A 19,828-nucleotide genomic window follows, 5' to 3' on the forward strand; every position below is an offset into this window, starting at 1 on the left:
CTATGCTTTATATAATTTAATAGCGTTCAAAACCGCGATGCAGTTCCCAGTCTGTGACGCGGCGGTCATATTCAATCTGCTCCCAGTGCGCGGTGTGGACATAGTGATTGACCACTTTTTCACCGAGCGCTTCCTTGAGGAATGCCGAGTTTTTGAGGGCCTCTGCCGCTTCACGTAGCGTGTATGGAATTTCCTTGAGTTTGACCGCGCTGTAGGCGTCCCCCACAAATGGATCTTCCAGCTCCAGATTTTCGTCGATTCCCCTAAGCCCTGCTGCAATAAGCGCTGCAAAGGCCAGATAAGGGTTGAGATCGGCACCGCCGATCCGGCACTCGATGCGAATGCCTTTGGTGCCTTCGCCGCAGAGCCGGAAACCCGCCGTGCGATTGTCCTGGCTCCACATGATTTTTGTGGGTGCGAATGTGCCCGCCTGAAAACGCTTGTAGGAGTTGATATAGGGTGCCAGAAAATAGGTGTAATCAACAGCATACTTGAGCTGGCCCGCCACCCATGAGCGCATAAGCGGCGTCATCGTATTGGGTGCTTTGGAATCGAAGAACAGCGGTTCTTTGCCGTCGGCACTCCAGATGGAGTTGTGGATATGGCTCGAGCTTCCCGCTCTGCTATAATCATACTTCGCCATGAAAGTGATACACTTGCCATGGGCCTCGGCAATTTCCTTCATGGCATTTTTCATAATGACATGGCGGTCGGCCATTTCCAGCGCTTCTGCGTAGCGAACATTGAGTTCCTGTTGTCCCGGTCCCCATTCACCTTTGGAGTTTTCAACCGGGATACCCGCGGCACCCAGATGATTGCGCATGGCGCGCAGAACCTGCTCTTCCTTGGTGGTTAGATGGATGACATAATCCTGCACATAAGGAGAGGCGGTTTCCATCTCCTGCCAGCGTTTGGCGCGTGCGGTTTTATATGTCTCGTCAAAAAGATAGAATTCGAGTTCCGACGCGAAATAGGCGCGATAGCCGCGCTCGTGCAGACGCGCGAGCTGCTTCTTGAGGATAGCGCGCGGCGAATGTGCAAGATCTTCATGATCGTGGTGATCCAGCACGTCGCAGAGGACGATTGCTGTCTTTTCCAACCATGGCGCGCGGCGCAATGTTGAGAGATCGGGCTTTATGACAAAATCGCCGTATCCCTTGTCCCAGCTTGCGGCCTCATAGCCTGGAACCGGTTCCATATCGATGTCGTCTGCCAAAAGATAATTGCAGCCATGTGTTTCATCATGGGCGGATTCCACAAAGAATGGTCCGTAGAAGCGTTTGCCAATCAGACGCCCTTGCATGTCAACAAAACATGCAAGAACGGTGTCAATCTCGTCATTTGCGACGGCTTTTTTTAGTGTGTCGAAAGTCAACTGTTCGGCCATTTAATGCTTCGCTCCTCACGGGATAAAATCATGGGCGCCGCGCATTTTTACGCGACGCCCTAAACTGTTAACTGTATCGATAAGGCGCACCCGCATTGCGCATGGTTTCCTGATACTTCTTCAGGATTGCGACCACTTTGGCATTGCGTTCGCTCTGCTTGGCAACATCGTCCCAGAACTCAAGCGCGGCGTCTTCAATCTGCTTCCATTCGGATTCTGGAATGGTGGTGAGTTCGAGTTTGCCGCCGGTGGTGCGATAATGCGCTTCACCCCACCAGTACCAATGTTGTCGATGATAGTGCGAGGAATCCATCGCTAGTCGGAACAGCGTTTTGAGATGGTCTGGTACTGCCTCCCATTTTTCAGTATTCGCGAAATAAGAGCCAGCCCATGCACCATTGATGTTGTTGGTAAGGTAGTATTTGTTGATGTCGGCCCAGCCGACAGTATAAGCCTCGGTTGCGCCGCACCAGGCAACGCCGTCGAGTTCGCCGGTCTGAATGGCGACCTCGATGTCTTCCCACGGTAGCGTCACAGGTACGACGCCAAACTTTGTGAGGAAGCGTCCGCCCGTCGGGAAGGTGAAGACGCGCAACCCCTGAAGGTCGGCAACGCTGCGGATGGGCTTGGTGGTAACGAAGTTACATGGGTCCCACGAACCAGCACTCAGCCATGTGACGCCCGGAATTTCCTTATAGGCTTCTTCCCAGATTTCATTGAGCCCATACCAGTTAAACAGTGCTGGCACATCGAGACTGTAGCGGGACGCGAATGGGAAATAAGCCCCGAAAACGGCAACATCGACAGGTGATGCCATGGAGTCATCATCGCTCTGTGCCGCATCAATTGTACCTGACTGCACAGCACGGAAAAGTTCGCCCTGCGGCACAAGCTGATCAGCAGTATAAAGTTCGATCACCATTTCGCCGTTTGCAGCCTTATTAAAAGCATCGATCGACGGCTTGATAACGTGTTCTGCGAGTGCTGGACCGGCATAGGTCTGCAGCCGCCATTTAATGGGGCTTTGTGCCCGCACATAAGGTGTAGCCAGTGTGGTGGCGCCTAACGCCCCCACGGTTGTCAGCCCCGCTCTTTTGAGAAAGTCACGTTTATTAAGCTTGTTATTCTCGCTCATGCCCATTCTCCCAATTGTTGTTTGATGTTCCCTTTGTTGCTGCTGGTCTGGCCGCTTTTCGGCTCTTTTGACCATTCTTATGCGTGTTCCTCCGTAATTGTTTTCATCGGCCCATGTACCAGTTCGGCAGCCACATCGCGATCTCAGGAAAGATCATTAGAATGATAATGGTCAGCACCATGAGAAAGAAGAATGGAACGATGGATCGATAGATATCCATCAATGTCACCTCCTTCGGCGCCAACGCTCGCATCATGAAGAGATTATATCCGAATGGCGGCGTGATATAGGCAATCTGGCAGGTGATGGTGTAGAGAATGCCAAACCATATGGGGTTGAATCCGAGGCTCTTGACCAGTGGAATATAGAGAGGCGCCACGATCACCAACATAGCGGTGTCGTCAAGGAACATGCCCAATATGATGAAGGAAAAAAGCATCAGAATTAGAATTGTCCAAGGCGACAAATCAAAAGTTCCAAGTAAAAGCCGTTCGATTGCCTTTACTGCTCCAAGGCCGTCATAGACTGACGAGAAGCAAAGTGCAGCCAGAATGATCCAAAGGAACATACAGGTGATGGTCAGGGTGTTGCGGGTGGTGGTTTCCCACACGGCTTTTGTCAGACGCTTGGTGAACAGTGCAGCCAGAGTTGCCAGCAGAGCCCCGATGGCCGAGCTTTCCACGAGGCTTGTGATACCCGTCAAAAACATTCCCATCATGGTACCGAAGATTACCAGCGGAAGCAGCCCCACTTGAAGTGAGGAGATTCGCTCGGCCCAGGTAATCCGCTCGAGCTCCTCCTTGGGTAGGGTTGGTCCAAGCTCGGGGTTCAAGCGGCAACGGATATAAATATAGATGGCAAAAAGTGTAGCCATCAGCAGACCTGGACCGATGCCCGCCAGCCAGAGTTGGAGAACTGGCTGACGTGCGATCATTGCGTAAAGGACGAGAACCACACTTGGCGGAATCAGAATGCCGAGCGAACTACCAGCCTGAATAACGCCTGTCACCATGACCTTATTATAACCGCGCTTCAAAAGTTCAGGCAGGGCGACGGTTGCACCAATAGCCATCCCGGCCACGCTCAGGCCGTTCATGCAGGAAATGATAACCATCAGGCCGATGGTGCCCAAAGCCAGACCGCCGCGAATGCCGCCGAACCACACGTGGAACATGCGGTAGAGATTGCTGGCGATACCGGATTCCGAAAGCATGTAACCCATGAAGACGAAGAACGGCACCGTGATCAGCGGATACCAGTTCAGTACCGCGAAAGTAGCATTGTAAGGCATCTCGAAAGAGCCTTTGCCCCAGAGCAGAAGGGCCGCAATCGCGCCGACAAAACCGATGACACCGAAGACACGCTGCCCCGTCATCAGCAGCAGCATCATTGTGGCAAACATGAAAAGGGTGATGAGTTCCGAACTCATATGTGATGTCCTTCCTCAATCGCCGATCCTGCAATTGTATTGATTGGCTTTCCGCGTAACGACGCCCAATCCTTGAAGAAGTTCGAGATACATTGCAGAAGGAGGAGGAAGATACCGACCGTCATGATGAGTTTAATTGGCCAGAGCACTGGTGCCCATGCCGTATAATTTTTCTGGCTGTAGGTGATTGCGTAATTGGTTGATGAAATCCCACCCATCACCATCACGCCGAGATAGAAGATGATGAAGAGAATGGTGATCATGTCTGTGATAGCTTTTTTGCGCGGTGTGAGGCGATCAAAGAACAGATCCATCCGCACATGCGCGCCCTGTTGCATGGCGTAAGCGCCGCCCAGCAGATAATAGGCTGAAAGCAGAAACTGGGACATTTCGAGCACCCAGTTGACCGGTACGCCCAAAACAACACGCGAGAAGGTCGAATAAAGAAGACATGCGCCGAGCACGAAGAACAGATACATCGCAAAACGCCCGACATAGTAGTTCAGTGCATCAACATATTTGACGAACAGTCTGATTGGCTTGGGCATTTCCCGCTCCTTCAGGCTTTCGATCCGCTGAGTTGAGTTTGAGAGGCAAGATCGTTTCCGATTGCCGCGAAAATTGTAATTAGCCGTTCTGCCCATTGCGCTTGTGTTTCTGCACCCGCAATTTCGTTGTTGCGCAGTTCGATCATCACGCAAGGCGTGTTGCGTGGGCGCGCGTGGCGTTCCAGCGTGTAATAGACCCGGTCGGCGGGCGAGTAAGGCTCGTTGATGCCGACATTCAGGTTCTTGTCTTGCGCAAGCGCTGCAATCAGCGGCTTTGCAATGCGATCATCCTCATCATGGATGATTCCGATCTGCCACGGCCGTGAGACACTACGATAAACCGGCGTGAACGAATGGATGGTGACGATCCAGGACGGCAATCCACGCTTTGCGCGTTCCGCGATAACTTCTTCGACGCGCGTATGAAAAGGCCGGTGCGAAAGGTCGATCCGTGCAGTGCGTTCAATCGAGCTCAGGTCATGATTGCCGGGGATGAGAGTGGTTTCGCTGATCTCCGGTATCAGGTCAGTTGCGTGGAGTGGCCGATTGCAATCAATCAGCAAACGAGACAGCCCGGACTCCACCAGAGGCGCGTTCAAACCTGCACTCAGCCGACGCGCAACCTCAACTGCGCCTGGATCCCAGGCGATGTGCGCTTTCAGTGCTTCAGCATCTAAACCAAGGCTGTTGAAGCGTTCCGGAATCAAGTTTGAAGCATGTTCGCAGACTAACAGCCAAGGGCTGTTGCCGTTCCCATTTACGACAATAACAGGCGCGCACGAAGCCGTGCGATCTTCTCGCTCGTCCGTCATTCTGTTTGTTCCCCGCGCTGTAACTTATGTTACGTTTTTTCAGATTATGCGCTATTGCGGATTATTTGATACGGCCTATGATAATTTGTCAAACACAATTTCGCCCAAATTTAAAAAGGGCAGGCTTGAATGGAAACAGCGTGCAGACGAGTGCCACAGTCGCTGAACTGATCAATGAACGGATCGATGCAATGCCTGCGGGAGAGCGAAGCGCTGCGCAGACGCTGATCGCGAATTATCCTATGTTGGGTTTGAAAACGGTCGCTGAATTCTCCGCACAGGCCGGGGTCAGTTCGCCGACAATCCTGCGTTTCGTCAATCGCCTGGGTTTCCAGAATTATCCTGATTTTCAGGCTCGTTTGCAGGATGAGCTTGCTGCCCAATTACAGTCTCCGCATCATCGCAATGCGCGGCCGGACAAAGAGCAGGACAAGGCCTATCCGGCTGTCGAGCATACGCTTGAGAATATCCGCGAAAGCTTCCGGCATTTGGGCGAGAAGCAACTTAAACAGGCAGTTGCTGCTCTTTGTAACTCCAAGGGCAATGTTTACCTGATCGGCGGACGTTTCACCGACCCTATCGCGCAATATATGGCAGCGCATATGACCATTATCCGGCCTAATGTTTTTCATCTTGGCGGGCAGGAAAGTGTATGGCGGGATCGTCTGCTTGATATGGGCAAGCGTGATGTGCTCGTGGTGTTTGATATTCGCCGTTATCAGGACAGTCTTCTGAGGCTGGCGGAGAAGGCGCGAGGGCGCGGGGTGGAAGTTATCCTTGTGACTGACCAGTGGCTTTCGCCGATCGCGCGGGTATCGCGTCATGTTCTTGCAGGCCGCATAGCGGTGCCGTCTGCATGGGACTCATCGGCGGCACTTTTCGTGCTGGCTGAAACAATCATTCGTGAAATGACGCGCGTTCTTGAAAAAGACAGTGCGGCCCGTATCGCTGAACTCGAAGCATTACGCTGATTACCAGTTGAGAGCTTAACTCGGGTATCCCTCTGAAAAATAGTCGCTTCGGCGCTGCGGGAACGTCGTTCCTTCGCCGCATCGTTGGTTTGCAGCTTTTTTAACGCGCTCAAAAGATTTTTCTCAATAGAAATGAAAGCACAAAAGCTGCTTGACTCAACTTATGACATAAGTCATATGACAGAGGCTGCGTTTACTCGACGAGGATCGGGGTATTCAAAAGACGCCGCGGGAGGAAAGGTCGAAGCGCAACAGGCAGCGTGCTTGGACAAAAAAGCTGGAGGAAATCATGTTTACGAAACTGTTCAGGCGGTTTGCGCTTGCGGCATCTTTCGCGTCTGTTGTGTGCTTTGGTACATCATCGGCGATTGCTCAGTCTCTGTCAGATATCACTGGAAAAGGCACTGTAACGATCGGTGTACTGACGGGCATTCCGCCCTATGATACGGTTGATGCCAGCGGCAAAACCGATGGCTTTCTCGTCGATGTAGCACGCGATGCGGCTAAGGCACTTGGCGTCAATCTCGAAGTTGTGCCGGTTAATAACGCTTCTCGTTCTGCGGCACTTGAGTCCGGACGCGTTGACTTTTTGATTGCGCAGATGACAGCGACGCCAGAACGCGCAAAGACATTTCTCATGACCAATCCCTATGGCGCTTATGAAATGCGTTTCATTGCCGCCAAGGATTTGAAGGTCGAAACTCTGCAGGATCTGGCTGGAAAGCGCATCTCGGTGCCAAAGGGAAGTACGCAGGATGTGGCGGTCAGCGGCTATGGCATCGAAGGACTGGAAGTTGTCCGTTTTGATGACGATGCGCTAGCAATGCAAGCCCTGATTTCAGGCCAAGTCGATGCGACAGCGGCGGTGGCAACAGTTGCAGAAGACATCATAAAAAAGCGCAACCTCACCAATCTGGAGATCAAGAAAGACGTTCCGATCTTTACGCTCTATTGGTCGATGGCTACCCGTAAAGGCTCGACAGAGCTGCATCAGTGGCTGAACAACTTCATCTATTATCAGGAAGTGACCGGTCGCCTGAATGAACTCCACGAGAAGTGGATCGGCGGACCTATTCCTGGTGGAAAACTCCCGACGTTCTAAGCCTTTTTTGTCTGATCGGCGTCGCATGCCGCAATGTATGCGACTGCCTGTTCCTTCATGCCGTGTTCTTTGTGCAAGGCCCTGCCCGATGAAAGAATATGCATAAAAGTTAAAGTGTTACGGCATCTCGCAACCCCGCTTCTGCGCCGCTGTTAACTCTGAAAGATCAACACAATGGCCTATGAAATGGACTTCGCTCCGGTCCTAGCCCGAGCACCCGAGCTTGTAACCGGAACAATCAACACGATAATCCTGTCAGCAGAGGCAATTGCCATCGGCCTTACGATTGGTCTTGCTGTGGCCCTGCTGCGCTTTGATGGCCCACGCTGGGGCAGGAAAATCGGCGCGGTCTATGTTGAAGCATTCCGCAATACACCGCTTCTGGTGCAACTCTTTCTGATCTACTTCGGCTTGCCTTACACAGGGATCAAGCTGGACGCCAATCAGGCGGCGATATTCGCTGTTTCACTTAATCTTGGAGCCTATTCGGCAGAGATATTTCGCGCAGGTCTGATCGCCATTCCCAAGACCCAGATTCAGGCTGGTCTGGCACTTGGCCTGTCTCAGTTTCAGGTCATGCGCTACGTGGTTTTGGTTCCTGCGCTTCGCATCATCTATCCGGCATTGACCGGCCAGCTGACGCTGACCTTGCTTGGCACTTCGATTGTGTCGGCGGTTTCGGCAAAGGAGCTGACCATGGCAGCAGGAACGATCGAGTCACAGACGTTCAGGAGCCTAGAAACCTTCTTGATCGTGGCCGCCATCTATATCTGCATCACGTTTTTCTTCCGCTTCATCTACATGCTGTTTGGTCTCTGGTTGTTCCGCCGCCGCGTGGATGTGGGCAATGAAACTGGGGCGCTGACGCTCGACGTTCAGGAGCAAAAGCCATGATCCAGTCATTCGGATGGACAAGCATTCAGTTTCTGATCCAGGGCCTTTGGTGGACAGTAGGTCTCTCGCTTATCACTTTCGTCTGCGGTGGCATTCTCGGATTGCTGTTTGCGCTGGGGCGCTCGCTCGGGCCGAGGTGGCTGCGCTGGATCATCATGGGCTACATTCAGCTCGTGCAGGCAACACCGCTTCTGATCCTGCTGTTCTTATCATTCTATGGTCTTAGCTTCCTTGGCTTTTACTTTCCACCGCTGGCAGCCGCAGCAATCTCGCTGACGATCTACACGACAGCGTTTCTGGCAGATATTTGGCGCGGTTGCATTGAGTCGATCCCCCGAGCTCAGTGGGAAGCTTCGGATTCGCTTGCGCTCAGTGGTACCCAAACGCTGCGCTACGTGATCCTGCCGCAAGCCTTTCGCATAGCACTTGGTCCAACAGTCGGCTTTATGGTGCAGGTGATCAAGAATACGTCGGTGACGGCTTTGATCGGCTTTGTCGAGCTTACCCGCGCCGGACAGCTTCTCAACAATATGACCTTCCAGCCTTTCCACGTCTTCCTGACGGTCGCAGTGATGTACTTCGCCCTTTGCTACCCGTTGTCGTGGTGGAGCGAGAAATTAAAGGAGCAGAAAAATGCCAGCGCTGCGCATTGATAACCTGCAAAAATCTTTCGGCTCTCTGCCTGTTCTAAAAGGTGTGGACCTCTCGGTTGAGCCTGGTGAAACCGTTGCCGTTATCGGGCGGTCTGGTTCTGGCAAAAGCACGATGTTGCGCTGCATCAACGGGCTTGAGCCATTCAACTCTGGCTCAATCGAAGTGGTTGGGCATAGGCTTGATGGCACCAACAAGGGGCTACGCGATTTACGCAAGGAAGTTGGGATGGTGTTTCAGAGCTACAATCTGTTTCCCCATCTCACCGTCGCTGAAAACATCAAGCTGGCCCCGCGCCTTGTGAAGAATGTGTCCAAAGCAGAGCAGGAAAAGCTGGTGGATGAAGTGCTGTCGAAAGTAGGCTTGCTGGAAAAGAAGAATGCCTATCCAGACTCTATGTCCGGTGGCCAGCAGCAGCGTGCGGCGATTGCCAGATCGTTGGCAATGAAGCCTAAAGTCATGCTGTTTGACGAAGTCACTTCTGCACTTGATCCGGAACTGACCGGTGAGGTTCTGAAGACCATCGCTGAACTCGCCAAAACTGGCATGACCATGCTTTTGGTAACGCACGAGATGGGTTTTGCCCGTCGTGTCGCGACCCACACCGTCTTCATGCATCAGGGAAAAGTTTGGGAGGCCGGGCTTTCCGAAGAACTTTTCGCAAATCCGAAAACGCCGGAATTGCAGGCGTTTATTTCCTCGGATGTGAAGTGAACCAACAATCATTAATTCCCCACATAACTACTGACTCAAGGAGAGAGAGCCGTGCCTGTAGTTGAAAATCTGAAACTGGCTGAAAAGCTGCGCAATGGCGAAGCGACGTTCGGCACAACATTCTACACCGGTTCGACGACAGCAATCGAGGTTGCTGGTAATTGGGGCTTGGATTTTGCCTTCATCGATGCTGAGCATACGCCCGTCAACGTCGATACCCATATTGAAAAGTTGGTGATGGCAGCGCTTCTTTCGGGGATCGCACCGCTGGTTCGTGTTCGCGGTACTAATGAATGGGATATCCGCAAGTCGTTGGAAATCGGCGCCACCGGAATTATCGTTCCGCAGGTCAATACCGCAGAGCAGGCTCGTGCAATCGTTCGTGCGGCAAAATTCCCACCATACGGCCGTCGTGGTGGCGACGCTTCATGTCGTGCCGCGGGTTTTGCCGGACCGGGCTTCCAGTGGTCATCCTACATGGAACGCGAGAATGCCAACAAGCTCGTTATCCCGATGGCAGAAAGCTTCGAATTCTTCGATAATATCGATGAAATTCTTGATGTCGAAGGCATTGATGTCATCAACTTCGGCCCAGCCGACTACTCGATTTCGCGCCGCATTTCGATCGACTATTCCATGTCGCATCCGGAAGTCGATGAGAAGTTGAGCGAGCTTATCGAAAAGTGTCATGCGCGCGACATCAAGGTCATGGCGCCATGCATTCCACCGGTTGCCGAGAGCGTAACTGCGCTCAAAAAGAAGGGCGTGGACATGATTATTATGGGTAATGACGTGATGTTCCTCAACGAAGGAAATCGTCGGGCGCGCGAAGCAATCGACGCCTCAGCCAAAGCGTAAAATCTGCAAGGAGAACCTACAATGACTGATATTTTTAGTGTCAAAGACCGCGTTGCGGTTGTGACAGGCGGACTCGGGCAGCTTGGAACGCAGTTTTCAAAGTCGTTGGCCGAAGCAGGTGCGAAGGTGGCAATCTTCAGCCGTCGCCCATTCACGAAGCAGCAGATTGCTGAAAAGTTTCCCGGACTTGAAGATCGTATCCGCCTTTATGAGGCAAGTGTCACAGACAAGGCTGCCCTAGAAGCTGCAACCAAACAACTGATCGCTGATTGGGGCGTACCTCATGTACTCGTCAACAATGCGGGTATCGATTCAAAGCCAGACGGTTCGGCAGAGCAGAATGCGCCATTTGAAGTCTATCCGCAGAAATTCTGGGATGAGATTATCGATACCAATCTGACCGGTGTTATGCTGACAAGTCAGGTTATCGGTAGCCACATGGCATCCGAAGGTCGCGGTTCAATCATCAATGTCGGTTCGATCTACGGTCTCGTTTCGCCAAACCAGGCGCTCTATGCCTATCGTGAAAAACGCGACGGCAAGCCGTTCATCAAAGCAATTTCCTATGCCGCTTCCAAGTCGGGACTTATCAATCTAACGCGCTATCTCGGCACCTATTGGGGTGAGAAGAACGTTCGGGTGAACCTGATTTCGTTCGGTGGTGTGAAGACTGCAAGCTTCGATAAAGAATTTATCGATGCGTTCCTTGATCGCGTACCAATGCGCCGCCAGGCTGAGATCAATGAATATAACGGTATCATCCGCTTCCTCGCATCCGACGCTTCGTCTTACATGACGGGTTCGAATGTCGTTGTGGACGGCGGCTTTACTGCTTGGTAAAGCTCGATATTACCGAGTAGGAAGAGGCTGAAACCAGAACCTGATTATGTCAAAACCTTGACATGAAATGCGAATTTACATATGACATATGTCATAACTCTAATGTAAATAAAACGCGATAATCGCGGCTTCGGAGCGGTAAAATGGTGATTGGTTCAGTTTCCCCTCATGTCGATCGCGGCAAGTTGCATATGCATATTGTTGCCGCGATAGAGGCACGCATTCTTTCTGGTGAGCTTCAGGTGGGAGAACGTCTGCCTTCTGAGGCCGAAATTGGCAGGACATTCGGTGTTAGCACGCGATCTGTGCGCGAAGCCATGCAGGTTCTTGAAACCAAAGGGCTGGTGCGGCGTCGCCATGGTGAAAGAGCGGAAGTTGTCCGGGATGATGTCAGCGAGTTCATGGACTCACTGGTATCGTCAGTTGGATCGCTTTTTGCGCGAGACTCGTCTTATCTCGTTCAGGCCATGGATGTGCGTCGCCTGATCGAAGTGGACGTTGCGGGGCGTCTCGCCTCTGGCGAGGGAGAGCTGCGTGATGGAGTAACTGCAGCCCTCGATGTCATGCGGAAGTCTGCCGATGATAACGATTTTTCGCGTTTCGCCGAAGGCGACGCGGCTTTCCATCGGGCTTTGGTGCAATCTTTGGGCAATGAGATTTTAACGTCACTGCACGGCAATCTTCATTCGCTCATCTCAGAGGTCATCAAAGTATCGAGCCGAGTTCCGAGCAAGAAACTGAGTGCGGGGCTGGCCGAGCATGAGAATATTTACGGGCTGATTGCAGCGGGTAATGCCAGCGATGCGCGCGAAGCGATGCGCGAACACATCACCAATAGTACGGCTTATCTCGAACAGGCGATCAGGCAATCCAGAAGCAGGCCTGAAACGGGCTAAAACGGAAGAGCAATACAATGAGCAGCTATGATTATTCGCGCGTCAATTGGGATGCCATCAATCGCCTGTCGCGCTGGTATTCGGGCGATATTCAGGATGTCATGGACAAGCATGGCTTTTATGGGTTTCTGCAGGGGCTGAGCCTGCAAAGTGTATTGAAGCCTGGGCAGGTGATCTGCGGTCCAGTCCATACGGTTCTCTATGAAAAAAGCACGCGAACCGGCCAGCCGCAGGATGTCTATCACGGCACAATCGACAATGTCGTCGAGGGCGGCATTCTGCTGGTGGACGCATCCTGTGCTGAAGGTTCTGGCACTGGCGAGCTGATGTCGACTGGTGCAAAAACTGCCGGTGCTGCTGCGACAATCGTCAATGGTACGGTGCGCGATATTGCAGAAGTGAAGAAGCTCGATTACCCGCTTTTTGCGCGTGGCGTTAGCCCGGTCGGGGTTTCTGGACGTATGGAGCCGACTAAGTCGCAAGTCGAGTTGAACATCAATGGTGTTCGTGTGCGCCCTGGCGATGTGATTTTCGCTGATATTTCGGGTGTAGTGGTTATTCCTGAAGAACTGGTTGCCGTTATCGCCGACGATGCAGATGCCAATGGTGATGGTGAAATCCAATGCCGAGAACGTATTTTGTCTGGTGAGAAGTTGCAAAGCGTCTGGCCTTTGGGCTCAACCGGGCCTGTCTGATGAGCAGTTGAACTGCTCGTAGAGGACAAGCATTGGTTCTGGAGGAGACGACCACATGCAGGATATCATTCTCGTCGCCAATGGCGACTTGCGTGAAAGCGCGAATATTCAATGCTGGCCTGAACAGGCCAATATGGAAAGCCGTCTCATTGCGGCAATCGAGAAACTTGGCAGGAAAGCGGTACGCGGATATGGTATCGATCCAAAAACCGGCCACGGTTTCATTACAACGCAAAAGCAAGGCATTGAGGCTTTCTCAAAGATCAATCGCGATGCACCACTGATTGTTGCGGAAGCGGTCTGGCAATATTCCCAGAATATTCTTGCAGGCCTCATCGCTCATCGTGGTCCGATCCTGACAGTCGCTAACTGGTCGGGAACCTATCCCGGCCTCGTTGGCCTGCTCAATCTTAACGGCTCGCTGACAAAGGCGGGCGTTGAATATGCTTCGCTTTGGAGTGAGGATTTCACCGATCAGTGGTTTCTGAACAAGCTCAATGAGTGGCTGAAAACAGGTAACGTTACTTCACATGATACATCTCATGTGAAGTCGTTTAACCATGCGACAGTGCCGGTGCATCTTGTTGAGCAAGCTTCGCACATTGCAAAAGACCTTCTCGAGAACAGATCCATCATGGGCATTTTCGATGAGGGGTGCATGGGAATGTATAATGCGATCATTCCCGATGAACTATTGTTTCCATTAGGTGTTTTCAAAGAACGCCTCTCGCAGTCGGCACTCTATCATGCTGCGATCAATGTTTCTCAGGAGGACGCTTGGCAAGCCTATCAATGGCTGCTTGATGCTGGAATGACTTTTCATCTTGGCAAAGATGAAGCGCAGGAATTGACGGAAGCACAGGTGCTTGGTCAGTGCCAGACCTATATCGCTGCCGTACGTATGGCAGAGCAGTTTGGATGTGAGACGATTGGTATCCAGTATCAGCAAGGCTTGAAAGATCTGCTTCCCGCCTCCGACCTCGTTGAAGGACTTCTTAATAACGAGGATCGCCCGCCTGTGCGTAACGCACAAGGAGAGATCATCCGTGAAGGTAAGGCCGTAGTTCATTTCAATGAAGTGGATGAATGTGCGGGCCTTGATGCTTTGATGATCAATCGCCTGCATCGCGCGCTTGGTGAGCCGGTTGAGACCACACTTCATGATCTGCGTTGGGGTGATGTGGATCGAGGCGGGACGACGGATGAATATGTCTGGGTGTTTGAGATTTCAGGTGCAGCACCGTCTGCTCATCATGAGGGTGGCTATCGAGGATCGGATTCTGTACGGCAGCCTCCGATGTTCTTTGGTAAAGGCGGCGGCACCCTTCGTGGTATAGCCAAGCCCGGTGAGCTGGTCTGGTCGCGCATATATGTGGAAGATGGGCGGCTTAAAATGGATATCGGACGCGGAAAGGCGGTGTCGCTTTCACCTCAGGAAACTGAGAGACGCTGGAATCTCACCAATCGAGAATGGCCGATGATGCACGGTGTGCTCTATGGCGTCACCCGTGATCAGATGATGGCACGTCATAAGGCCAACCATATACAGGTTGTCTATTCGCGTGATGTTTCTGCGGCAGACGATGCAATGCTGGCCAAAGCAAGTCTCGCACACCAGCTGGGCATTGAAGTTCATCTTTGCGGGTCGCGCGCCAACGGTGCGCCATTGCAATAGAACAGAAAAAACCGGTTCCGATTTTCTAGCCGATGTTGTAGCCAAGACGCTGCAAGGAGCGCCCATTTGGCGCACCTAGCCTGCATGGGAGGCATAAGTTGGACGTATTTCTGGGTGTTGATGTCGGTACGGGCAGTGCGCGGGCAGGGCTGTTTACACGCGATGGAGAGTTGCTGGCGAGTGCCAAGCAAAATATCCGCATGTGGAAGCAGGGTTCGGATATTGTCGAGCAATCCTCGGACGATATCTGGCAGGCCGTTTGCAGCTCAGTGGCAGCAGCATTAGAGCTGGCAAATGTCGCCCCGGAATCCGTCAAAGGCATCGGCTTTGATGCGACGTGTTCGCTGGTCATTCTCGACAAAAACGGCAATCCATTGCCTGCGAGCCCTGCGGGTGACGCAGAGCGAAACATCATCGTATGGATGGATCATCGCGCCCGCGAACAAGCTGAACGTATCAATGCGACGGCCAATCCCGTTTTGCGATATGTCGGGGGGCGCATTTCCCCAGAAATGGAAACGCCGAAGCTGCTTTGGTTGAAGGAAAACAACCCTGATACGTTCAACGCCGCCGGTCTCTTCTTCGACTTGCCCGATTATCTGACCTATCGTGCAACCGGTAGCCACTCGCGCTCGCTTTGCACGGTGGTTTGCAAATGGACTTATCTTGGCCACGAAAAGCGATGGGATGAGGATTACTTCCGCACCATTGGCCTCGGTGTGCTGGCCGATGAAGGTTTTGCCCGTATTGGAACCGACATTGTTGATATCGCCACCCCATTGGCTCAGGGATTGACTGAGCAGGCTGCAAAAGAGCTGGGTCTTGTACCCGGTACGGCGGTCGGTGCGTCGCTCATCGATGCACATGCCGGCGGTGTCGGCACTATCGCGGGAAGTGCGGATGAGAACAGCGCCGTCGATATGCGGTCCAGGTTGGCACTAATTATCGGCACATCTGCCTGCACGATGAGTGTTACCCAGAAACCTGCATTTGTGGATGGTGTCTGGGGGCCTTACTTGGGAGCCATGATGCCCGGCCTCTGGCTTAATGAAGGCGGGCAGTCGGCATTTGGTGCTGCGACTGATTATCTGGTCGGTATGCATCCCTATAAGACTGAGGCTGAGAAGGAAGCGGCAGCCAAAGGCCTGTCACTTCTCGACTACCTTGAGCAGCTGGCCATTGATGCGACAGGTGAGTTTTCAAAGACAGCGCTTCTGGCAAAGGGGCTTCACGTTGTGCCGGAGTTTCTGGGCAACCGCGCGCCAGACGCCGATCCTGATGCGACCGGTACCATAACGGGCATCAAGCTCGATGCATCGCGAGAAAATCTGGTTTGTCTGTTCGTTGCGGGTCTTTGTGGTCTGGCCTATGGCACGGCGGATATTGTTGATGCACTGACTGCCAAAAATATTCCCATCCGTACAATAATCGTGAGTGGTGGTGCTGCGCGCAGTCCGCTCATGCGTCGGATATTGGCTGATGCGACAGGGCTGGAAGTATCCTTGCCGTCTTCTGCCGAGCCTGTTCTTCTTGGCTCAGGGATCGCGGGCGCTAGCGCTTTTGAGAAAACGGATCTCGCTCAGATTGCTGCCAGCATGAGCGCAATTGCTGAAACGATTGCGCCGCAGAAAGGTTTGGTCAGCGAGTTCCATGCTGCGAAACGCGATATCTACAAAGATCTGAAGCGCAGCGAGCGTGCCGCGCGTGTGTTGATGCAGAGGTTTTAATGCATTTCCAGCAAAATTGCGAAGCAGTTTGCGTGGGATATAGTGGTTCCAATCACTCGGTCTCAACTAGAGATGCACTAAGCGGGTTTATTTACCCGCTTTGGGTGCCTTGAAAACGGGAAGCGGGTAAGTTTTGCCAAGAACGATGCCCGCTTTCTGCAACACGTCTTCCGGTGCAGCATAGGGTTTATGGATCCAACGATCCGGCAATGCGGCGATTTCCGGCACCCATTCGCGCACATATCCGCCGCGGGTATCGAATTTGTCGCCTTGTAATACAGGATTGAACACGCGGAAATAAGGTGCCGCGTCCATGCCGCAACCGGCAACCCATTGCCAGCTCCCTGGATTGCTTGCGATATCTGCATCCACCAGCGTATCCCAGAACCATTTTTCGCCGTCGCGCCAATCGACCTGCATGTTTTTGCTTAGGACTGACGCTACCAGCATCCGCACGCGGTTATGCATCCAGCCAGTAGCCCAGAGTTGACGCATCCCGGCATCAATCATTGGAACGCCGGTATTACCCTTTTTCCAGGCTTCGAACGCTTGTGGATTGCTCTGCCACTGAACGTCAGCCAGCGTATCGCGCATATCATTTTCAGCGATGTCCGGACGATAGTAGAGCTGGTGATAATGAAAATCGCGCCAGATCAGTTCGGAGAGAAATTTTTCACCGCCGGTCTGTGTGTTCGGATGTTCATCCATTAGCGAAAGCGTGGCGTACCATGCCTGTCTTGGGCTGATTTCACCAAAGCGCAGATGCGGCGAAAGCTTGGATGTGCCTTCGACATCCGGACGATCACGATCGCCGGCATAATTGCGGATGGTCTCATCGAAGAAATGATATAACTGATCAATGGCAGCCGCTTCGCCTATCTCCCACAGGCCATTCATCTTTTTTGACCAGAAAGGCTGCTTGTAAGCTTCGCTTGCAGGCTTGTCCTTTAGGATTGATGGTTCGGCTCTCCAGTCGGACGAGGAGAGCGGTCGGGTTACTCCCTGCTGACGCAGCGTTTTGGCATAGGGTGTAAAGACTTGATAAGGACCGCCGCTGCCGGTTTTGATCTCCCAAGGCTCAGCCAGAAGATTGCCGGCAAAGGACTCCACATTCAGTCCCTTGTCTTTCAATGTGGATTTGACGACTGCATCGACATCACGCTCCTGCGGCGCATAACGCCGGTTCCAAAACACTGTATCGAAGCCGTTTTCTTCAATCAGACCCTCAATGATATCGAGTGCATCGCCGCGTGCCACCAGCACCTCGACACTGCGTTCGTTGAGGCTTTTTTTGAGTGAACTGAGGCTCTGTTCCAGCCACCAGATCACGGCACCCCCGGGTGCGCGCAATTGCGGATTGGTTTCATGCACATAAAGCGCTGTGATCTTGCCGCCCAGCTTAACGGCGGCTTGAAGGGCAGGATTGTCGGCAAGGCGCAGATCGTTACGCAACCAGACAAGCGCATTCGCAGTCATTGAATGATCCTTATTTGACGGGCTTTAAGAGGTAGTGTCCGACGCCCCAGACGTCACCATTTTCGTGGCCAAATAATCCGGCAGTTGCCAGAAAGAACAGCCGCCAGCGGCGTTCCCAAAGAATGGCATCCTGCGCGTAGACCTGTTGCAGAATTGGCCTTATCTGATCAATCGAATTGTCGAAATTGTTCAGCCAATCCAAAGCTGTTTGCTGATAATGGCGTCCAGACCAGCGCCAATCCTGCTCTACGGTGAAAATATCGTCGAAGCGATGCGGCAGGTCGAAGGCAGGCATAATGCCGCCAGTGAAGAAATGATGTGCGATCCAATCGGCCGGATTTTTATGGTTGAAGCGATAGGAACGATCGCGATGAGTGAAGACATGAATGAACAATCGTCCATCTGCATGAAGCCATCCGCGTACGCGTTCAAATAAAGATTGCCAGTTCGACATATGTTCAAACATTTCCACCGAAGCCACGCGATCAAAGCGCTGGTCGATGGAAAAATCGTTCATATCGGCGGTGATAACTGTGAGGTTTTTAAGACCAAGGGTTGCGGCGCGTGCTTCGATATAGGCGCGCTGCGAGGCGGAGTTTGAAACGGAGACGATCCGCGCGTTGGGAAAATTTTCAGCGAGATAGAGCGACAATGAGCCCCAGCCACAACCAAGCTCCAGAATGTCCATTCCATCGCTGATATCGGCATGGCGCACAGTTTCGCTGAGCGCATAGGTTTCCGCCACTTCAAGTGTTGTCTTCTGGTCTGGATAAAAACAGCAGGAATATTTGCGTTGCGGACCCAGTGCCAACTCAAAAAACTGCGGCGGCAGTTCGTAATGCTGGCGGTTGGCATCATCCGTATGGGTGGCGACCGGAAAATCCTTCATGGTTTTCAGGAAATCCAGCTCGATCTGTTCAGATGTTCCTGCCAGTCGGCGCTTGGTTCGGGCGCAAAGATAATCGATACCCGCAAGTGTGATGGTATCGCTCAGAGGAACGCGCTCTGCAGCATTGATTGCATATGCCAGCATATTCATGTTTTGGCTCCTGATCTAGCGGGGCTTTTTCGGGGGCCGGGGAAAAACGCATTAACCCGGCTTTGCAGGGCACGGAATTTTTCACCGCGCGATTTCAGCATGTGTTCTTCAAGCGGCGGGATGCCGGAGACATGCACCAGCAACCAGTACATCTGGATCGGGGCGAGTAGCGACAGCCAGCTCCATGGCGATGCGGTGATCGCCATCAGCGGCCACGCACACCAGAACAACCATTCAAAGAAATAGTTTGGATGTCGGGAATAGGCCCAAAGTCCGGTTTCGCAAATTTCAGTTTTGGCTTCTGGCGTCTTGCGAAACTGCGCGAGCTGCGCGTCAGACAGGGCTTCACCAATCAGTGCTATGGCGATGATTATTACCGCGATTATATCCCAGAAAGATGGAAAGCCCGGCCGACTAACAGCAGCGAGATAGACTGCCAGAACCAGAACAAAGGCTGCGAGAGCCTGTATCTGCAAAAACCAGAAAAGGCGCGAGGAAGCATTTTCTCCCCATTCTTTTATCAGCTTTGCGTAGCGTGGGTCGTCACCATGGCCCATGCTTCGCTGCGCTATGTGAAAGCCAAGGCGAAGTGACCACGCCAGAATGAGGATCAGTATCGCGGAGCGCCGTTGCCATGTCGCATTCGCAAGCATCACGGCTATGACTGAACCTAAGCCTACAGAGAATGACCAGATTGCATCGATCCAGCCACTTTTGCCACTCTTTCTTTCAAGCGCCCACGCGAGAGCCATGATGGCCGACAAGCTGATGGCAACAATTAAAAGCAGACCGGGTTGCATGGTGGACCTTTAGCCGAGAGTTCGCTTTTTCTTCATCCAATACGTTCGGTCCGGCCGTTTGGTTTCGTAAGCGGCTCAAAAAATGAAAAAAAGTTTGATAGCCGATTGAACCAAACCCCTTCTCAAAACGTAAGACGATGAAAATGCAGCAACACGCGGCCCAAGCATGCGGTGAAGAG

At 52.6% G+C, this 19,828-nt stretch carries 19 protein-coding genes; 11 read left to right on the top strand and 8 right to left on the bottom strand.

Annotated features, from left to right (window positions below; genetic code table 11):
- Nucleotides 1–16: 16 nt before the first annotated feature.
- From KMS41_13225 to KMS41_13245, 5 genes are all read right to left on the bottom strand, one after another.
- Nucleotides 17–1,387: a glutamine synthetase family protein gene (locus KMS41_13225; GenBank protein QWK79881.1), complete on the bottom strand. Its 1,371-nt coding sequence runs from the start codon at nucleotides 1,385–1,387 to the stop codon at nucleotides 17–19.
- A 67-nt stretch (nucleotides 1,388–1,454) separates the two neighbouring features.
- A complete protein-coding gene (locus KMS41_13230) occupies nucleotides 1,455–2,522 on the bottom strand; it encodes a TRAP transporter substrate-binding protein (GenBank protein ID QWK79882.1) in 1,068 nt (355 codons plus the stop codon).
- 103 nt (nucleotides 2,523–2,625) lie between these two features.
- Entirely contained in the window at nucleotides 2,626–3,951 is a 1,326-nt protein-coding gene (locus KMS41_13235; protein QWK79883.1) for a TRAP transporter large permease subunit, read from the bottom strand.
- Entirely contained in the window at nucleotides 3,948–4,499 is a 552-nt protein-coding gene (locus tag KMS41_13240; protein ID QWK79884.1) for a TRAP transporter small permease subunit, read from the bottom strand. The genes KMS41_13235 and KMS41_13240 overlap by 4 nt, the downstream gene beginning before the upstream one ends.
- A gap of 11 nt (nucleotides 4,500–4,510) precedes the next feature.
- Entirely contained in the window at nucleotides 4,511–5,311 is an 801-nt protein-coding gene (locus KMS41_13245) for an N-formylglutamate amidohydrolase (GenBank protein ID QWK79885.1), read from the bottom strand.
- A gap of 140 nt (nucleotides 5,312–5,451) precedes the next feature.
- On the opposite strand from KMS41_13245, the gene KMS41_13250 reads away from it, so the two are divergent.
- The 11 genes from KMS41_13250 to KMS41_13300 all read left to right on the top strand — a co-directional run bounded on the left by KMS41_13250 (nucleotide 5,452) and on the right by KMS41_13300 (nucleotide 16,334).
- Entirely contained in the window at nucleotides 5,452–6,282 is an 831-nt protein-coding gene (locus tag KMS41_13250) for a MurR/RpiR family transcriptional regulator (protein QWK79886.1), read from the top strand.
- A gap of 289 nt (nucleotides 6,283–6,571) precedes the next feature.
- On the top strand, nucleotides 6,572–7,384 hold the full coding sequence (locus KMS41_13255; GenBank protein ID QWK79887.1) for a transporter substrate-binding domain-containing protein: 813 nt from the start codon (nucleotides 6,572–6,574) through the stop codon (nucleotides 7,382–7,384).
- A gap of 174 nt (nucleotides 7,385–7,558) precedes the next feature.
- Nucleotides 7,559–8,278 (top strand): amino acid ABC transporter permease, encoded by a 720-nt coding sequence (locus KMS41_13260; GenBank protein ID QWK79888.1) that lies wholly within the window; start codon nucleotides 7,559–7,561, stop codon nucleotides 8,276–8,278.
- On the top strand, nucleotides 8,275–8,931 hold the full coding sequence (locus KMS41_13265) for an amino acid ABC transporter permease (GenBank protein QWK79889.1): 657 nt from the start codon (nucleotides 8,275–8,277) through the stop codon (nucleotides 8,929–8,931). The genes KMS41_13260 and KMS41_13265 overlap by 4 nt, the downstream gene beginning before the upstream one ends.
- Entirely contained in the window at nucleotides 8,912–9,643 is a 732-nt protein-coding gene (locus tag KMS41_13270) for an amino acid ABC transporter ATP-binding protein (GenBank protein ID QWK79890.1), read from the top strand. Before KMS41_13265 ends, KMS41_13270 begins: the two co-directional genes overlap by 20 nt.
- Before the next feature lie 51 nt (nucleotides 9,644–9,694).
- Nucleotides 9,695–10,501 (top strand): 2,4-dihydroxyhept-2-ene-1,7-dioic acid aldolase, encoded by an 807-nt coding sequence (locus KMS41_13275; GenBank protein ID QWK79891.1) that lies wholly within the window; start codon nucleotides 9,695–9,697, stop codon nucleotides 10,499–10,501.
- Nucleotides 10,502–10,522: 21 nt separating this feature from the next.
- Nucleotides 10,523–11,341: an SDR family oxidoreductase gene (locus tag KMS41_13280; GenBank protein ID QWK79892.1), complete on the top strand. Its 819-nt coding sequence runs from the start codon at nucleotides 10,523–10,525 to the stop codon at nucleotides 11,339–11,341.
- Between the two features lie 143 nt (nucleotides 11,342–11,484).
- Nucleotides 11,485–12,237: a FadR family transcriptional regulator gene (locus tag KMS41_13285; GenBank protein ID QWK79893.1), complete on the top strand. Its 753-nt coding sequence runs from the start codon at nucleotides 11,485–11,487 to the stop codon at nucleotides 12,235–12,237.
- A gap of 17 nt (nucleotides 12,238–12,254) precedes the next feature.
- A complete protein-coding gene (locus KMS41_13290; protein QWK79894.1) occupies nucleotides 12,255–12,932 on the top strand; it encodes a hypothetical protein in 678 nt (225 codons plus the stop codon).
- A gap of 55 nt (nucleotides 12,933–12,987) precedes the next feature.
- Nucleotides 12,988–14,607, top strand: coding sequence for a fucose isomerase (locus KMS41_13295; GenBank protein QWK79895.1), 1,620 nt, complete (start codon nucleotides 12,988–12,990; stop codon nucleotides 14,605–14,607).
- Nucleotides 14,608–14,705: 98 nt separating this feature from the next.
- Nucleotides 14,706–16,334, top strand: coding sequence for an FGGY-family carbohydrate kinase (locus KMS41_13300; GenBank protein ID QWK79896.1), 1,629 nt, complete (start codon nucleotides 14,706–14,708; stop codon nucleotides 16,332–16,334).
- 87 nt (nucleotides 16,335–16,421) lie between these two features.
- Here the strand turns inward: KMS41_13300 and KMS41_13305 are convergent, their stop codons facing one another.
- Genes KMS41_13305 through KMS41_13315 form a run of 3 tightly spaced genes read right to left on the bottom strand, consistent with a single transcriptional unit; the run spans nucleotide 16,422 to nucleotide 19,649 of the window.
- A complete protein-coding gene (locus tag KMS41_13305) occupies nucleotides 16,422–17,810 on the bottom strand; it encodes a DNA photolyase family protein (protein ID QWK79897.1) in 1,389 nt (462 codons plus the stop codon).
- Nucleotides 17,811–17,820: 10 nt separating this feature from the next.
- On the bottom strand, nucleotides 17,821–18,849 hold the full coding sequence (locus KMS41_13310) for a cyclopropane-fatty-acyl-phospholipid synthase family protein (protein ID QWK79898.1): 1,029 nt from the start codon (nucleotides 18,847–18,849) through the stop codon (nucleotides 17,821–17,823).
- Nucleotides 18,846–19,649 carry a DUF1295 domain-containing protein gene (locus KMS41_13315; protein QWK79899.1) on the bottom strand — a complete coding sequence of 268 codons (804 nt, stop codon included), beginning with the start codon at nucleotides 19,647–19,649 and terminating at the stop codon, nucleotides 18,846–18,848. The genes KMS41_13310 and KMS41_13315 overlap by 4 nt, the downstream gene beginning before the upstream one ends.
- Nucleotides 19,650–19,828 lie beyond the last annotated feature (179 nt).

Source organism: Ochrobactrum sp. BTU1 (assembly GCA_018798825.1).
In the GTDB taxonomy this organism is placed as follows: Bacteria; Pseudomonadota; Alphaproteobacteria; order Rhizobiales; family Rhizobiaceae; genus Brucella.

Bases quoted from the DNA above. Each gene is read 5' to 3' on its own strand.
- KMS41_13225 (QWK79881.1), bottom strand. From the start codon at position 1,387: ATGGCCGAACAGTTGACTTTCGACACACTAAAAAAAGCCGTCGCAAAT.
- KMS41_13230 (QWK79882.1), bottom strand. From the start codon at position 2,522: ATGAGCGAGAATAACAAGCTTAATAAACGTGACTTTCTCAAAAGAGCG.
- KMS41_13235 (QWK79883.1), bottom strand. From the start codon at position 3,951: ATGAGTTCGGAACTCATCACCCTTTTCATGTTTGCCACAATGATGCTG.
- KMS41_13240 (QWK79884.1), bottom strand. From the start codon at position 4,499: ATGCCCAAGCCAATCAGACTGTTCGTCAAATATGTTGATGCACTGAAC.
- KMS41_13245 (QWK79885.1), bottom strand. From the start codon at position 5,311: ATGACGGACGAGCGAGAAGATCGCACGGCTTCGTGCGCGCCTGTTATT.
- KMS41_13255 (QWK79887.1), top strand. From the start codon at position 6,572: ATGTTTACGAAACTGTTCAGGCGGTTTGCGCTTGCGGCATCTTTCGCG.
- KMS41_13260 (QWK79888.1), top strand. From the start codon at position 7,559: ATGGCCTATGAAATGGACTTCGCTCCGGTCCTAGCCCGAGCACCCGAG.
- KMS41_13265 (QWK79889.1), top strand. From the start codon at position 8,275: ATGATCCAGTCATTCGGATGGACAAGCATTCAGTTTCTGATCCAGGGC.
- KMS41_13270 (QWK79890.1), top strand. From the start codon at position 8,912: ATGCCAGCGCTGCGCATTGATAACCTGCAAAAATCTTTCGGCTCTCTG.
- KMS41_13280 (QWK79892.1), top strand. From the start codon at position 10,523: ATGACTGATATTTTTAGTGTCAAAGACCGCGTTGCGGTTGTGACAGGC.
- KMS41_13285 (QWK79893.1), top strand. From the start codon at position 11,485: ATGGTGATTGGTTCAGTTTCCCCTCATGTCGATCGCGGCAAGTTGCAT.
- KMS41_13290 (QWK79894.1), top strand. From the start codon at position 12,255: ATGAGCAGCTATGATTATTCGCGCGTCAATTGGGATGCCATCAATCGC.
- KMS41_13295 (QWK79895.1), top strand. From the start codon at position 12,988: ATGCAGGATATCATTCTCGTCGCCAATGGCGACTTGCGTGAAAGCGCG.
- KMS41_13305 (QWK79897.1), bottom strand. From the start codon at position 17,810: ATGACTGCGAATGCGCTTGTCTGGTTGCGTAACGATCTGCGCCTTGCC.
- KMS41_13310 (QWK79898.1), bottom strand. From the start codon at position 18,849: ATGAATATGCTGGCATATGCAATCAATGCTGCAGAGCGCGTTCCTCTG.
- KMS41_13315 (QWK79899.1), bottom strand. From the start codon at position 19,649: ATGCAACCCGGTCTGCTTTTAATTGTTGCCATCAGCTTGTCGGCCATC.